Source organism: Stenotrophomonas maltophilia (assembly GCF_002799245.1).
Classification (GTDB): domain Bacteria; phylum Pseudomonadota; class Gammaproteobacteria; order Xanthomonadales; family Xanthomonadaceae; genus Stenotrophomonas; species Stenotrophomonas maltophilia_S.
This window is the reverse complement of the sequence record NZ_NEQV01000001.1, coordinates 597,364-610,994: the sequence shown is the minus strand read 5'-3', so window position 1 is coordinate 610,994 and position 13,631 is coordinate 597,364. Positions and strand designations below refer to the sequence as shown.

The window sequence follows — 13,631 nt, the reverse complement described above, 5'->3', positions numbered from 1 at the left end:
GTAGCGCGGCACGCAAGGGGCGTTGCGTGCCGGTGCCGCCGGGCAGGACAGCCTTGCCGCACAACCTGTGTGCTGCGGCCTTTGCTGCCGGCCGCCTGCAGCAGGTCCTGCCGATGTGGCATGCCGGCGAAGTCACCACCCGCGTGTTGCCGGGCGTGCGCGTGGTGGTGGATGCGCGGGTCGCGCATTACCAGCTCAACGCAGCGCCCGCGCCAGCACCTGCCAGATCCGTGCGTCGTGGCACTGCGAAACGTTGAAGCGCAGATAGTCGGCCGCGCGCTGCGACTGGCTGAACGCGTTGCCAGGCGCCAGCACGATGCCTTCGCGCAGGCATTGCCGCGCCAGCGCGGCCGAATCGCGGCCATCCGGCAGCTGGCACCACAGGAACAGGCCGGCTTCCGGTTGCAGCCAGGGTGTGATGCCCAGTGCGTGCAGTCGGCGCAGCGTGTGCCGGCGCGCATCGGCCAGACGCGAACGCACCGATTGCATGTGGCGTCGGTAGCCACTGTCGGTCAGCGCGATGTGCATCAGCTGTGCGGCTAGATGGCCACCGCCGAAGCTGGTTGCCAGCTTCAGGTCGGTCAATGCTTCGATCCAGTCATGGCGTGCAGCGATGTAGCCGCAGCGCGAGGCTGCCGACAGCGTCTTGGAGAAACTGCCGACGTGGATCACCCGTGACAGCCCATCAAGCGCGGCCAGCCGCGGCGCCGGCTGCAGTTCGAAGTCGGCGAAGATGTCGTCCTCGACGATGATCAGCTCGCTGCGTTCGGCCAGGCCCAGCAGGCGGTGTGCGGTGCTGGCCGAAAGCACCGCGCCGGTCGGGTTGTGCAGTCCGGAATTGGTGATGTACAGCCGTGGAAGATGGTCCTGCACTGCGCGTTCGAAGGCTTCAAGGTCCGGGCCGGTGGGCGTGTAGGGCACACCCACTGCCTGTACCTGGTGCGCCTTCAGCAGCGCGTGGTAATTGAAGTAGCTCGGGTCATCGACCAGCACGCAGTCGCCGGGCTTGAGCAGGAAGCGGCAGATCAGGTCGACCGCGTGGGTGCCGGATTCGGTCAGCAGGATCTGCTCCATCGGTGCATCGATGCCCAGCGTGGCGCTGCGCCTTTGCAGCAGCTGGCGCAATGCGGGCAGCCCGAGTGGGCCGGCGTAGTCGACCAGATGCACGGCATCGGCACGCGCCAACCGGCGCAGGCCGCGGCGCACCCCGTCGTGATACAGCCAGTCACTGGGCATCCAGCCACAGCCCGGCTTGAGGTGGCCGGCCGGCGTTTCCAGCGATTGACGGGATACCCAGAGCGGGTCCACCGCGCGGTCCAGCCGGGGCTCCATCTCGGCCAGCGCGAGCGGTGCGGCGGGCCCACTGACGTAGAAGCCGGATCCTGCGCGCGCGCTGATCAGGCCTTCGGCCGCGAGGCGCTCGTAGGCTTCGACCACGGTGGAGACCGACACCCCCATCGCTGCCGCCTGCGCGCGGACCGAAGGCAGGCGAGAGCCGGGGCCATCCAGCCGCGCGGTGATGCGGTTGCGGACGGCCTGGATGACCGATTCGATGCGGGAAAGCGGACGTGGCATGGCAGCACTGTAGTGGAAGTGTGGGCAGTACAGTTCTTTGCGACTGTACTGGATTGTAGCTGGGGCGGTTCCGCCATGGATGCTTCCATACAGGCTCCGCCAGGTGTCGCCTGGCACTTCAGGATCACAGGTGTGGAACGGTCGGCGAGTGGTTGGATCAATGGCTTCATTGGTGTGGTGATCTTCGCGGGCTCATTGCCGGCCACCCGCTTGGCGGTGCTGCAGTTGGATGCGGGGTTCGTCACTGCCGCACGCGCAACCATCGCTGCCGTGCTCGGCCTGGGCCTGCTGCTGATGCTGCGCCAGCCGTGGCCGCGGCGCGGTGACCTGCCTGGCCTGGTCGTGGTCGGCCTCGGGGTGGTGGTCGGTTTTCCGCTGCTGACCGCGCTCGCGCTGCGCCATGCGTCATCGGCGCACACCATCGTGTTCCTCGGCCTGCTGCCGTTGAGCACCGCGGTGTTCGGCGTGCTGCGCGATGGCGAGCGGCCGCGCCCGGCATTCTGGCTGTTCTCGCTGCTGGGCAGTGCCTGCGTCGTCGGCTATGCGGTGCGCAACGGCATCGAGGCGTCATTGCAGGCCGACCTGCTGATGCTGGCGGCGATCGTGGTATGCGGGATGGGCTATGCCGAAGGCGGCCGGCTTGCCCGTCATCTGGGCGGCTGGCAGGTGATCAGCTGGGCACTGCTGCTGGCATTGCCGGTGATGCTGCCGTTGACGGTGCTGATGCGCCCGGCCTCGTTCACTGCGGTCGGTGCGTCGGCGTGGTGGGGGCTGGGCTACGTGGCGGTGTTCAGCATGTTGATCGGCTTCCTGTTCTGGTACCGCGGGCTGGCGCAGGGCGGCATCGCCGCCGTCGGCCAGCTGCAGCTGCTGCAACCCTTCTTCGGCCTGGCGCTGGCCGCGCTGCTGCTGCACGAATCGGTCAGCCCCAGCATGGTGCTGGTGACCGTGGTCGCAGTGATCTGCGTGGCAGGCGCCCGCCGCTTCAGCCGCTAAGAAAAGGGGACGGAGGGGATTAAGTCGTAATCGGCCCAGCTGTGCCTGAAACGACTTAATCCCCTCCGTCCCCTTTTTCGGTGATAGCGCGGGCGTATCGTGCGCTGTGGTCAATGGTATTGGCCGGGCGTGCGTCACTTGGCCGAAGCTGTGCCGATGCAGCCGATTTCCCGTATTTCCTTTGAAGGCCAGGTCGGCCTGGTGACTGGTGCCGCGGGTGGACTGGGCCTGGCATACAGCCGCCTGCTGGCCGAGCGCGGTGCGCAGGTGGTGATGCATGACGTCGGAGCCGGTACCGATGGCCGAGGCGTTGACCCGCAGCGCATCCTGCGCAGCGTCGCAACGCTGCAGGGGCAGGGCCTGCCGGTACAGGCCGCAAGCGGTCCCATCAACCATCGCGCCGGTTGCCATGCGCTGGTGCAGGAGCTGCTGCAGGTGCACGGCCGCATCGACTTCCTGATCCACAACGCGGGCTGGGTCGAGTACCAGATGCTGGAAGCGATCGAGGACGAGGCGATGGAGCAGATGCTGTGCCTGGGGGCGAAGACGCCGTTGTGGCTGGCGCAGGCGGCGTGGCCCGCGATGCGTGCGGCCGGCGGTGGCCGCATCGTCATTACGACATCCGATCGCGCGCTGTATCCCCAGTACGCACAGCGCGGGCTGTCCGCCTATGCGATGGGCAAGCTGGCCGCGCTTGGCCTGGTCAATGTGCTGGCGCTGGAAGGCGCCGAGCATGGCATCGTGGTCAACGCGGTGTCGCCGGTTGCGAAGACACGCATGTGGGGCATCGAAGGCGAGCCCGACGAGCTGCACCCGGAAGCCGTTGCGCAGGGCGTGGCCTATCTGGCATCCACGCGCTGCCGGGAGGGAGGGTGGGCCCTGCGTGCCAGCAACGGGCAGTTCCATGCACTGCGCCTGCAGGACGCCGAGCATGTGGCGTACCCGCGGGATCTGCGTGCGGTGACGGCCGACAGCATCGAATCGGTCGCGCTGCAGTGGCCGGCCATCGCCCGCGCCAGCGTAGACGCGCGCAGCTGACGGCGTACCCTAGGCAGGTTTCCACTGCCTGCACCGAGATGATCGACCTGCGCCTGCTTCGCCAGTTCGTGGCCGTGGCCGAAGAGCTGCATTTCCATCGTGCCGCCGCCCGCCTGCACATGTCGCAGCCACCGCTGACGGCAGCGATACGTCGGCTGGAAGACGAACTTGGAAGCGAACTGATCGTGCGCGGCAACCGTACCCTGGGCTTGACCGTGGCCGGGCAGACGCTGCTGGTGGAGGCGCGGGCGACGCTGCAGCAGGCCGAGCAGGCGCTGCAGCGTACGCGCGAAGCGGCTGCCGGGCAGTCCGGCAGCCTGCGCGTAGGCTATGTGGGCAGTGCGCTGTATGGCCGCCTGCCAGGCCTGATCCGCTGCTTCCGCCAGCAGTATCCGCAGGTTCAGCTGCATCTGCAGGAAGCCACGTCGCGTCAACAGCAGCTGTGGCTGCGTGAGCAGCGCATCGACGTCGGTGTGCTGATTCCACCGATTCCCGCCACCGAGCTGGTGCTGCACGACTTCGACCATGACCGTCTGGCGATCGCGCTGCCGCGTGCACATGCGCTGGCCGACGCGCCGGAGGTCAGTGTGGCGCTGCTGGCCGACGAACCGTTCGTTTCATGGCCGGCAGGCGAGGGCATCGGCTTCCACGCGCAGGTGCTGGGCCTGTGCACGGCCGCAGGCTTCACCCCGCATGTGGTGCAGGAGGCGCAGGGCATGCATGCGGTGTTGTCGCTGGTGGCGGTGGAGGCGGGGGTGGCGATCGTGCCCGCCAGCATGGCCAGTTTCCGCCCGCAGGAGATCGTCTACCGTGCGCTGGAAAGCGACGCCGCGCGCTTCACGCTGCCGTTCTGCACGCGGCCGGAGCAACCGTCGCCGGTGCTGCGCAATTTCCTGGAGGTGGCGGCCGGGGCCTGACGTCGCCTGTGCGTTCGCAGGCGGCAAGGCACGCCCGTGGAATCAGGCGCCGGTGATTCCCGCTGCGCACCGTCGGGCAAGGAAGTCCCCACGCCGGGCTCTGCCGTCATCCCGTTGTCGTTTTCCGCTCACGCCGCCTATGCCCCTCCAGGCCTAATGTCGATCGTCCCCGTCCCCCACGGAGACCCGCCATGTGGCTGCTCGACCATCTCTGGCCCGGCCGTAGACCTCTTCCTCCCCCGGTCACGGACGCGCCGCAGGTGCCGCCACGCCGGCCTTGGCTGAAACGCCCTGCGCGGGCCGGGCGCAGCGGCATGGCGCCCTGGCAGAAGGTCGCCACGCCACCACGGCGCACGCGCCACTAGGCGCTGCGGTCGGCCGGGTGGTTGACCCCGTCGTTGACCGGGATGATGCCCAGTGCGAACGGGTCGATGCCTTCCAGGCACGCCACGTTGTAGCCGTACTGGTCCGGGTTGGAGCGGCGCCGGTGGTGCGTGTAGATGCCGCACACGCCGCAGAAGTAGTGTTCGGCCACATGGGTGTTGAACTGGTACATCTGCAGGTGATTCTGCCCGCGCACCACCTGCAGGCCCTGGCGGGTGACGCTGGCGGCAATGGCACCACGGCGCCGGCACATCGAGCAGTCGCAGCGGCGGGGATCGACGATGCCATCCGGCAGGTCCAGCAGCAGTTCGACCGTGCCACAGTGGCAGGTCGCGCGGTGCTGGGGTTGGACCGGAACGCCGGCCACGGAAGTGATGCCCATCATTGCTCCTGTGTGATCCATACGGGCCGCGGGGGCCGCCGCAGACGGTGCGCCGGCGTGCCTGAACGGGCCGTAGATGCCACGGTGAACCCGCTTGTGGCTAACTATGCGGCTTCGGGACCGCCACAGGATGCCAGTGAAAGCCGCAGGACGTTGGATGACAGGAAGTGCCATGGCGCTGGCAGCGTTGTGGGTGACCGGGCTGCTGGCCTATCAGATGCCGGGGCCGGGCTGGCTGGCGAACGGCGTTGCGGTGCTGTGGCTGCTGCTTGCGCTGTGGGCGTCGTGGCGGGTCGCGCGTGGCCGCAGCCACCGTCGCCTGGGCCTGGCGTTCGGCGCCTCGCTGGCGCTGGCCGGCCTGTGGTGGCTGCTGTTGACCCCACGCCAGGACCGCGTGTGGGCCGATGACGTGGCCCAGCGCCTGCATGTGGTGTCCTTCGACGGGCGCCACGTGGTGTTCGACAACGTGCGTGATTTCACCTGGCGCACTGAGACCGACTACGACGCGCACTGGGTGCGCCGCGAGTACGACCTGGACCAGCTGCGTTCGGCCGACCTGGTGCTCTCGTACTGGATGGGCCCGGCGATCGCCCACACCCTCATCTCGTTTGGTTTCGAGGATGGGCGCCATCTGGTGTTCTCGCTGGAGATCCGCAAGGAACGCGGCGAATCGTTCTCGGCGCTGGGCGGCTTCTTCCGCAAGTTCGAGATGACCCTGGTGGCCTCGGAGGAGACCGACATCATCCGCACCCGCACCAATGCGCGCGGCGAGGATGTCTATCTGTACCGCCTGCACGGCATGGACCCTGCGCAGCTGAAGGAACTGTTTGCCGCCTACATCGCGCAGGCGCGCGAACTGGATGCGAAGCCGGGCTTCTACAACACGCTCACCAGCAACTGCACCACCATCGTCTTCGACCTGGCCCGCCACATCGCGCCGCGCCTGCCACTGGACTACCGCCTGCTGCTGTCCGGGTATCTGGCCGAGTATGCGCAGGAGGTGGGTGCGCTCACCCCGGGCGTGCCTTATGCCGAACTGCATGACAAGGGCCGCATCACCCAGCGTGCGCTGGACCTGGGCAGCGCCGACCACTTCTCCACCGTGATCCGCCAGGGCGTGCCTGGTACCGAGCAGGACCCGCAGTAATGACTCGACGCCTCCTGATCCGCTGGCAGCGTGCGCTGCCGGTGTTGTTCGCCGCCTTCCTGCTGCTGGGCAGCAGCGGCTGCGCGATGGTGACCGTCAAGCAGGTCACGTCCAGCGATTCGCTGGTCAACAAGCGTGCCGACGTGCTCAACACCGGCAAGCTCAGCCCGGCCGCGCGCGAGACGCTCAGCGCGGCGGGCCTGGACGAGTCGCAGTGTGAGAAGGACTTCCTGGTCTGCCGCAGCACGCTGCTGATGACCGACGATCTCAACGTCGAGCAGCGGCTGTCGGCGCTGTCCGAACTGTGGGTGAAGGCTGCGCTGGCACTGACGCCGAAGAAGACCGCCGCCGGCGATCCGCCGATGAGCGATGCCGCACTGGACGCCTGGCTGGAAGCCGCACGCTATGCCTATGCCTACCTGTTCTACAGCGGGCGTTCGCCGTCCGACCGTGCCTTCGAAGACCGGCAGACGCAGGTGCGTGACTACTACAACTACGCGGCTGAAAAGGCCGCAGTGGTGCTGTTCGTGCGTGCGCGTGCGGCGGCACTCGCCGGCGAGGACTACACCAAGCCGCTCACGGTCGGTAGCTGGTCGCTGGCCTCCAACTACCAGCAGCTGGGCCTGAAGAGCATTCCCGCGCAGCTGGTGCCGGCGGGCACAGTCAGCTTCGTTGGCCTGCGCAGCACCTATCGCCGCGATGGCTTCGGTGCCGAGCTGGTGATGGTGATGGATCCGCCGAAGCTGGTTGCGCCGGTGATCGCGCCGGATGGCCCCAAAGCCGAAACGGCATCGGATGATGAAGATGGCGAGCGTCGTGGCCGTCGCCACCGGCATGACGACTCGGTGCCCGAGTTCAGCGAGATGTCCTCGATCAACGTCACCGCGCTGCTGCGGTTCGAGGGCAGCAGCCTGGACGATGTGATGCGTACGCGCCGGGTCGAGCTGGATGCCTATTCGCCGGAAGCCACTGAGCGCATCACCCTGCACGGCGAACAGGTGCCGCTGGCCGGCAATTTCACCGCCGCCTACGGCCTGTGGCTGGCGCAGAGTGGCTTCGCCCGGCAGTCACTGCGCACCCTGTTCGGCATGAGCGAGGGTATCGGTGAACCACACATCTACCTGATGCAGCCGTGGGATCCGAACCGTCGCATCATCTTCATGCTGCACGGCCTGGCCAGCAGCCCGGAAGCCTGGGTGAACCTGGCCAACGAAATCATGGGCGACCCCGAACTGCGCCAGCAGTTCCAGGTATGGCAGGTCTATTACCCGACCAACGCACCGATCGCATTGAACCGCTACGAGATCGCCAACGCGTTCAACGACACGCTCAAGCACTTCGATCCCAATGGCACTGCGCGTGCATCGAAGGACATGGTCTATATCGGCCACAGCATGGGCGGCGTGCTCGCGCGCCTGCTGGTGAGCGACTCCGGTGACGTGCTGTGGAATGACCTGCTGGCCAACTACGATCTGAAGGGAGAGCGCCTGAAGCGGGTGCAGGCCAAGCTGGGGCCGTTGCTGCACTTCAAGGCGCAGCCGAATGTGGAGCGCGCGATCTTCATCGCCGCGCCGCACCAGGGCACGGATATTGCCGGCAACAAGGTCGGGCGCCTGATCGGGCGGCTGGTACGCCTGCCGCTGACCATCCTCGGCAAGTTCGAGGATGTGTTCCTGGCGCTGGCGCAGGCCGAGCAGCAGGTGGACGGTACCGCCAAGCCGAAGATTCCCAACAGCATCGACAACCTCAAGGCCAGCGATCCCTTCGTGAAGGCCGCTGCGCAGCTGCCGATCGAAACCGGCCTGAAGTACCACTCGATCATCGCCCAGCGCAAGCCGGAACTGCCGGTGGAGAAGTCCGATGACGGGCTGGTGCCGTACTGGAGCGCACACCTGCCAGGTGCGCTGTCGGAGAAGGTGATCATTTCCGGCCACAGCGTGCAGGAGACCCCGCAGGCGGTGCTGGAAGTGCGCCGCATCCTGCATCGGGACATCGATGACGTGGGCACCGGTATCCGGTAGTGCCGGCCGCTGGCCGGCAATCCCGCGATGCGGCCGCGCTACACCCGCCGCGCGATCAGCGCGGCCAGTACCGCCAGGCCGAAAGTGATCGCCAGGCACAGCAGATAGCCGGTGTGCGGCGCGGTTTCCACGAACATGGCGAACAACGCACCGGAGACCGCCAGCGCGGTGGTCACCGACAACGCTTCGCTCAGCTGCAGCGCCGAGGTGTTGGCACCCTGCTCATGCGGCGCTGACAGCGACAGGGTGAGCACCGACAGGCTTGCGTAGATCATGCCCATGCCGAAGCCGGTCACCGCCCAGCCGACCAGCGCGACCGGCAGCGGCATCTGCTTGAACAGCACCGCCAGCGTTGCGGCGATGCCGAACGTCATCATCACGGTGCCAACGCGCAGCAGCTGCTGGCGTGACCAGCCACGCTGCTGGTGACCCTGCAGCCAGGAGCCGGCGAACCAGCCCAGCGCACCGAGGCTGAGCACTGCACCGGCCCAGCTGGGCGAGAGCCCCCGTTCGCGCTGCAGCAGCAGGGGCAGATAGGCCTCGCAGGCGAAGAACGCAGCCGCGGCGATGCCGCGCAGCGCGATCACGCTGGGCAGGCCACGGCGCAGGATCAGCGTTCCGGCCGGCAGCAGCCGATGCACGCAGAACAGCAGCGCCAGCATCGCCACGCCGATGCAGAGCAGGGCGGCCATGCCCTGCTGCTGACCGCCGAGATAGAGCAGCAACGCTGCCAGCGACGCCCCACTGGCCCAGCGCACCACGTTGCCACGCCCTTTGTCATCGCTGACGGTCACGGTGGACTGCATGCGTGCCAACGCCGGGCGCAGCAGCAGTGCCGCCGGTATCGCCAACAGCGGCACTGCCAGGAATACCCAGCGCCAGCCGAGATGCTGCACGATCAGCCCACTCAATGCCGGGCCGACCATCGAAGGCACCACCCAGCCCGCCGAGAACGCGGCGAACACCTTCGGTCGCAGGTGTTCGGGGTAGCTGCGGCCGACCATCACGTACAGCGAGACCGAAATCGCGCCCGCGCCCAGGCCCTGCATCAGGCGCCCGGCCACCAGCATGCCCATGCGCATCGCAAAGCCGGCCAGCAACAGGCCCAGCACGAAGCAACCCAGGCCATACCAGAGTGGCCTCGCCGGGCCGTGGCGATCGGCCCAGCGTCCAGCCAGGGTCATGCCGATCACACTGGTGGCCAGGGTGCCGCCAAAAGCCAGCGCGTACAGGCGCAGGCCATCGAGTGCTTCGGCCACGGTGGGCATGGCGGCCGCGACGGCCAAGGCCTCGAAGGCGTGCAGCGCGACCAGCGCGACCATGCCGATGGTGGTGGCGCGGTAGCGCGCGGACAGGATCGATGTATCGGCCGGCAGGTGGCTGTCGGCGGGAGAGACGGTCGTGGTCATACGGGTCAGGCGCGGGGCGCGCTTGTCAACTGGCGGCGAAGATAGCAGCATGACACCTCAACTGTAGTTGAGGTCAAGCAATGGCATCCCAGGAACTCAGCGTGGGCGAGGTCTCCCAGCGCAGTGGCGTGGCCGTTTCCGCACTGCATTTCTACGAGCGCAAGGGACTGATCAGCAGCCTGCGCACCTCGGGCAACCAGCGCCGATACAGCCGGGATGTGCTGCGCCGGCTGGCGGTGATCCGCGTGGCGCAGCGGGTGGGCATGCCACTGGAAGCGGTCGGGCGCGCCTTCGAGAGCCTGCCTGAAGGCCGCGCGCCGACCAAGGCCGACTGGGCCAAGCTGTCCGCGCGCTGGCGCACCGAGCTGGAAGAGCGCATCCACATGCTGCAGCTGCTGCGCGATGAACTGACCGGCTGCATCGGCTGTGGCTGCCTGTCGCTGCAGCATTGCCGCCTGGCCAACCCCGGCGACGTCCTCGGCGAACGCGGCGATGGTCCGATGCGCTGGGAATGAAAAAGGGGACGGAGGGGATTAAGTCGCAAGTGCACAAACGACTTAATCCCCTCCGTCCCCTTTTTCTTACCAGACCGTGATGGTCTCTCCGCTCTGGATGCCTTCCACCGCGCGCTGGAAGGCCAGCGCTGCGCGTTGCGCGCTTACCGCTTCAAAGCCCGGGAAGTAGGGGCCATAGGCCGCCATCGATTCGATCAGCACGTTCGGGCTGACCACGTTGATGCGCAGGCCGCGCGGCAGCAGCTCCAGTGCGGCTGCGCGCACGAAGCCTTCCAGTGCGGCATTCACTGCGGTGGCGTTGACGCCGTCGCGGATCGGCTGCGCGCTGATGATGCCGCTGGTCAGGGTGATCGAGCCGCCAGCGTTCAGGTGGTGCTGGGCGGCCAGTGCCAACCGCACCTGTCCCAGCAGTTTGTCCTGCAGGCCGATGTTGAACTGTGCCGGCGTCATTTCCTGCAGTGGCCCGAAATGCACCGAGCCGGTGGTGGAGATCACTGCATCGACCGGGCCGGTACGGGTGAACAGCTCGGCAACGCTGGCGTCGTCGGTCAGGTCCACGCGCAGCTCGCCGCTGCGGCGGCCTGCCGCGAGGATCTGGTGCTGCGGGCCGAGCTGGCGGGCAACCGCCTGGCCGAGGGTGCCGCTGGCACCGATGAGGAGGATCTTCATGGCCGTTCCTTGCGAAGGGGGATGGGCGCAGTCTGCGCCCTCACGTTGGGGTTAGGTAAGCGGCGTATGCTTTGCTGATTCCTAACTCTGGATTAGTAATGGATACCCTTCGCTGCATGCAGGCCTTCGTGGCGGTCGCCGAGCGCGGCAGCTTCGCCGGCGCCGCCGAGCAGTTGCAGGTGTCGGCAGTGATGGTGGGCAAGTACATCCAGCAGCTGGAGGCGCACCTGGGTACCGCGCTGCTGCAACGGAATACCCGCCGCCAGCGCCTGACCGAGGCCGGCAGCGCTTACCTGGCAGGATGCCGGCAGGTGCTGGAGCAGGTGCAGCAGGCCGAGGCCGACGTGGCCGGCCTGCAGGTACAGCCGCGTGGCCTGCTTCGGGTCAGCGCGCCAACCACCTGGGGCAGCTGCGTGCTGGCGCCGCGGCTGGCCGGCCTGCTGCGCGCGCAGCCGCAGTTGAACATCGAGCTGGACCTGAGCAACCGCCGCGTGGACCTGATCGAAGATGGCTTCGACGCGGCGATCCGGGTCGGGCCGTTGCCATCGCAGGAGGTGGTGGCGCGGCCGCTGCCACCGTATGCGATGAGCCTGTGTGCGGCGCCGTCATACCTGCGCAGGCACGGCACGCCGCGCACGCCGGCCGATCTGCAGGGGCACGATTGCCTGAGCCATCTCGCCTGGCGCGGCGGACATGGCTGGCAGCTGGCCAATGGCCAGCAGGTGGACTGGGATGCGCGTCTCACCTGCAATGATGGTGTCGCGCTGCGCGAAGCCGCCGTGGCCGGGGCCGGCCTGGTGCTGCAGCCTACCGCGCTGCTGGCGGGGGAGATTGCAGCAGGACGGTTGAAGCCACTGCTGCGCGACTACCTGCCCGAACCGCGACCGATGCATCTGATCTACCTGCCCGACCGCCGCCCGCGCCCCCGCTTGCAGTGCTTCGTGGATTTCGTCATGGCCACTTTGGGGCGGTAGATGGGGTCAGATCCCTTTGCCTCGGCAAAGGGATCTGACCCCAGGGGATCAATCATTCGCCGCAGACAGTTCCTGCCCACGCACCTGCGCGGCGCGCAGTGCGGTGTTCACCAGCGCTTCGAAACCACCGGCCTGGAAGCTCTCGATCGCGGCCTGGGTGGTGCCGTTCGGCGAGGTCACCCGGCGGCGCAGTTCGGCCGGGCTTTCGCCGGCTTCATCAAGCATGCGCGAGGCACCCAGCAGGGTCTGCACCACCAGCGCGCGCGCGGCGTCGGCTGGCAGGCCCTGGGCGATACCCGCCGCTTCCATCGCTTCGGCCAGCAGGAATACGTACGCCGGCCCGCTGCCGGACACGGCGGTGACCGAATCCATCAGTGCCTCGCGTTCGATCCACACCGTGCGCCCTGCGCTGGCCAATACCTGTTCGGCCTGGGCGTGCTGCTGCGCATCCACCGACGGCGTGGCGTACAGCCCGGTCACGCCGGCACCGAGCAGGGCCGGGGTGTTGGGCATTGCACGCACGACCGGCAGGTTGCCACCCAGCCAGCGCTCCAGCTGCGTGCTGGTGATGCCGGCGGCGATCGACACCACCAGCGGCCGGTTCGCCTGGGCCACTGCCTGCAGTGACTGGCAGACTTCGCGCAGCACCTGCGGCTTCACCGCCAGCAGCCAGGTGCTGCCCTGTGCGGCCGCATCGGTTGCGTTGTCGTGCACCTGCACGCCGAAGTCGGCAGCCAGCGACTCGCGCAGCGCTGCCACCGGTTCGGCCACATGGATGTGCGCGGCTGGCACGCCCTGGCGGATCAGGCCGGCGATCAGGCTGCGCGCCATGTTGCCGCCGCCGATGAAGATGATGGAATCAGCTGCCATGGAAGTCTCCTTGGAAAATCAGGCCGGGCGCGGGCGCGCGCCGAACAGGGCGGTGCCGATGCGCACCAGGGTGGCGCCCTCGGCGATGGCGTCGGCGTAGTCGCTGCTCATGCCCATCGACAGCGTGTCGACCTGCGCGTGCCGGGCGGCCAGCGACTGGAAAAGCGTGCGCATGCGCACGAATGCATCCCGACGGCGCTCGGCCTCGGGCCATGGCGCGGGAATCGCCATCAGGCCGCGCAGGCACAGCTGGGGCTCGGCGGCAATCGCAGCGGCCAGCGCCTCGACTTGCTCCGGCGCACAGCCGTGCTTGCTGGATTCATCGTCGATGTTGACCTGGATCAGCACATTCAGCGGGCCGCGTGCGGCCGGGCGATGGCGCGCCAGCGCCGTCACCAGCTTGGGCCGGTCCACGCTCTGCACCCAGTCGAAATGGATGGCCACGGCATCGGCCTTGTTCGACTGCAGGTGGCCGATCAGGTGCCACTCCAGCGCCAGGTGCTGCAGCGCCTGCATCTTGGCCAGTGCTTCCTGCACATAGTTCTCGCCGAAGGCGTGCTGGCCCTGTGCGGCCAGCGCAGCCACGGCCTCGGCCGGTTGGGTCTTGGAAACGGCCAGCAGGCGCGGATCGGGCCGGCCGGCCGCCTCGGCGGCGGCGTGCAGGTTGCTCAGGATCTGGGGCAGGGGAGTGGCCACGTAACGCGTTCCGTTGAATCAGGAGGCTATACTGCCGC

Annotated in this window: 13 protein-coding genes; 7 read left to right on the top strand and 6 right to left on the bottom strand. The window is 67.9% G+C overall.

The genetic code is table 11. The annotated features are described in order from the left end of the window. Nucleotides 1-195 precede the first annotated feature (195 nt). Entirely contained in the window at nt 196-1,575 is a 1,380-nt protein-coding gene (locus tag B9Y64_RS02865) for a PLP-dependent aminotransferase family protein (RefSeq protein ID WP_100439421.1), read from the bottom strand. Nucleotides 1,576-1,707: 132 nt separating this feature from the next. Here B9Y64_RS02865 and B9Y64_RS02860 point away from each other — a divergent pair, with 132 nt between their 5' ends. The 3 genes from B9Y64_RS02860 to B9Y64_RS02850 all read left to right on the top strand — a co-directional run bounded on the left by B9Y64_RS02860 (nt 1,708) and on the right by B9Y64_RS02850 (nt 4,526). Beyond that, complete coding sequence (locus B9Y64_RS02860) at nt 1,708-2,571, top strand: DMT family transporter (protein ID WP_100439420.1); 864 nt, start codon at nt 1,708-1,710, stop codon at nt 2,569-2,571. A 156-nt stretch (nt 2,572-2,727) separates the two neighbouring features. Continuing rightward, the gene (locus tag B9Y64_RS02855; protein WP_100439888.1) at nt 2,728-3,609 is read left to right on the top strand and encodes an SDR family NAD(P)-dependent oxidoreductase; all 882 of its coding nucleotides are present in this window, start codon (nt 2,728-2,730) and stop codon (nt 3,607-3,609) included. A gap of 38 nt (nt 3,610-3,647) precedes the next feature. Then, a complete protein-coding gene (locus tag B9Y64_RS02850; RefSeq protein ID WP_100439419.1) occupies nt 3,648-4,526 on the top strand; it encodes a LysR family transcriptional regulator in 879 nt (292 codons plus the stop codon). A 361-nt stretch (nt 4,527-4,887) separates the two neighbouring features. On the opposite strand, the gene B9Y64_RS02845 is transcribed toward B9Y64_RS02850, so the two are convergent. Continuing rightward, the gene (locus tag B9Y64_RS02845) at nt 4,888-5,292 is read right to left on the bottom strand and encodes a GFA family protein (RefSeq protein WP_100439418.1); all 405 of its coding nucleotides are present in this window, start codon (nt 5,290-5,292) and stop codon (nt 4,888-4,890) included. 172 nt (nt 5,293-5,464) lie between these two features. Between B9Y64_RS02845 and B9Y64_RS02840 the strand changes: the two genes are divergently transcribed. Beyond that, nucleotides 5,465-6,439: a DUF4105 domain-containing protein gene (locus B9Y64_RS02840; protein WP_100439417.1), complete on the top strand. Its 975-nt coding sequence runs from the start codon at nt 5,465-5,467 to the stop codon at nt 6,437-6,439. After that, a complete protein-coding gene (locus B9Y64_RS02835; RefSeq protein WP_100439416.1) occupies nt 6,439-8,460 on the top strand; it encodes an esterase/lipase family protein in 2,022 nt (673 codons plus the stop codon). The genes B9Y64_RS02840 and B9Y64_RS02835 overlap by 1 nt, the downstream gene beginning before the upstream one ends. A 38-nt stretch (nt 8,461-8,498) precedes the next feature. Here B9Y64_RS02835 and B9Y64_RS02830 read toward each other — a convergent pair whose 3' ends face one another. Then, nucleotides 8,499-9,920 carry an MFS transporter gene (locus B9Y64_RS02830; protein WP_100439415.1) on the bottom strand — a complete coding sequence of 474 codons (1,422 nt, stop codon included), beginning with the start codon at nt 9,918-9,920 and terminating at the stop codon, nt 8,499-8,501. Nucleotides 9,921-9,949: 29 nt separating this feature from the next. Here B9Y64_RS02830 and soxR point away from each other — a divergent pair, with 29 nt between their 5' ends. Continuing rightward, nucleotides 9,950-10,384, top strand: a complete 435-nt coding sequence (gene soxR, locus B9Y64_RS02825) for a redox-sensitive transcriptional activator SoxR (RefSeq protein WP_005415534.1) — start codon at nt 9,950-9,952, stop codon at nt 10,382-10,384. Nucleotides 10,385-10,450: 66 nt separating this feature from the next. Here soxR and B9Y64_RS02820 read toward each other — a convergent pair whose 3' ends face one another. Then, nucleotides 10,451-11,053, bottom strand: coding sequence for a short chain dehydrogenase (locus tag B9Y64_RS02820; RefSeq protein ID WP_100439414.1), 603 nt, complete (start codon nt 11,051-11,053; stop codon nt 10,451-10,453). A 98-nt stretch (nt 11,054-11,151) separates the two neighbouring features. On the opposite strand from B9Y64_RS02820, the gene B9Y64_RS02815 reads away from it, so the two are divergent. After that, nucleotides 11,152-12,027 (top strand): LysR family transcriptional regulator, encoded by an 876-nt coding sequence (locus B9Y64_RS02815; RefSeq protein ID WP_100439413.1) that lies wholly within the window; start codon nt 11,152-11,154, stop codon nt 12,025-12,027. A 48-nt stretch (nt 12,028-12,075) separates the two neighbouring features. Here the strand turns inward: B9Y64_RS02815 and proC are convergent, their stop codons facing one another. Together proC and B9Y64_RS02805 are read right to left on the bottom strand one after the other, a co-directional pair. Further along, a complete protein-coding gene (proC, locus tag B9Y64_RS02810) occupies nt 12,076-12,897 on the bottom strand; it encodes a pyrroline-5-carboxylate reductase (protein WP_100439412.1) in 822 nt (273 codons plus the stop codon). A gap of 18 nt (nt 12,898-12,915) precedes the next feature. Next, nucleotides 12,916-13,593 carry a YggS family pyridoxal phosphate-dependent enzyme gene (locus B9Y64_RS02805; RefSeq protein WP_100439411.1) on the bottom strand — a complete coding sequence of 226 codons (678 nt, stop codon included), beginning with the start codon at nt 13,591-13,593 and terminating at the stop codon, nt 12,916-12,918. Nucleotides 13,594-13,631 lie beyond the last annotated feature (38 nt).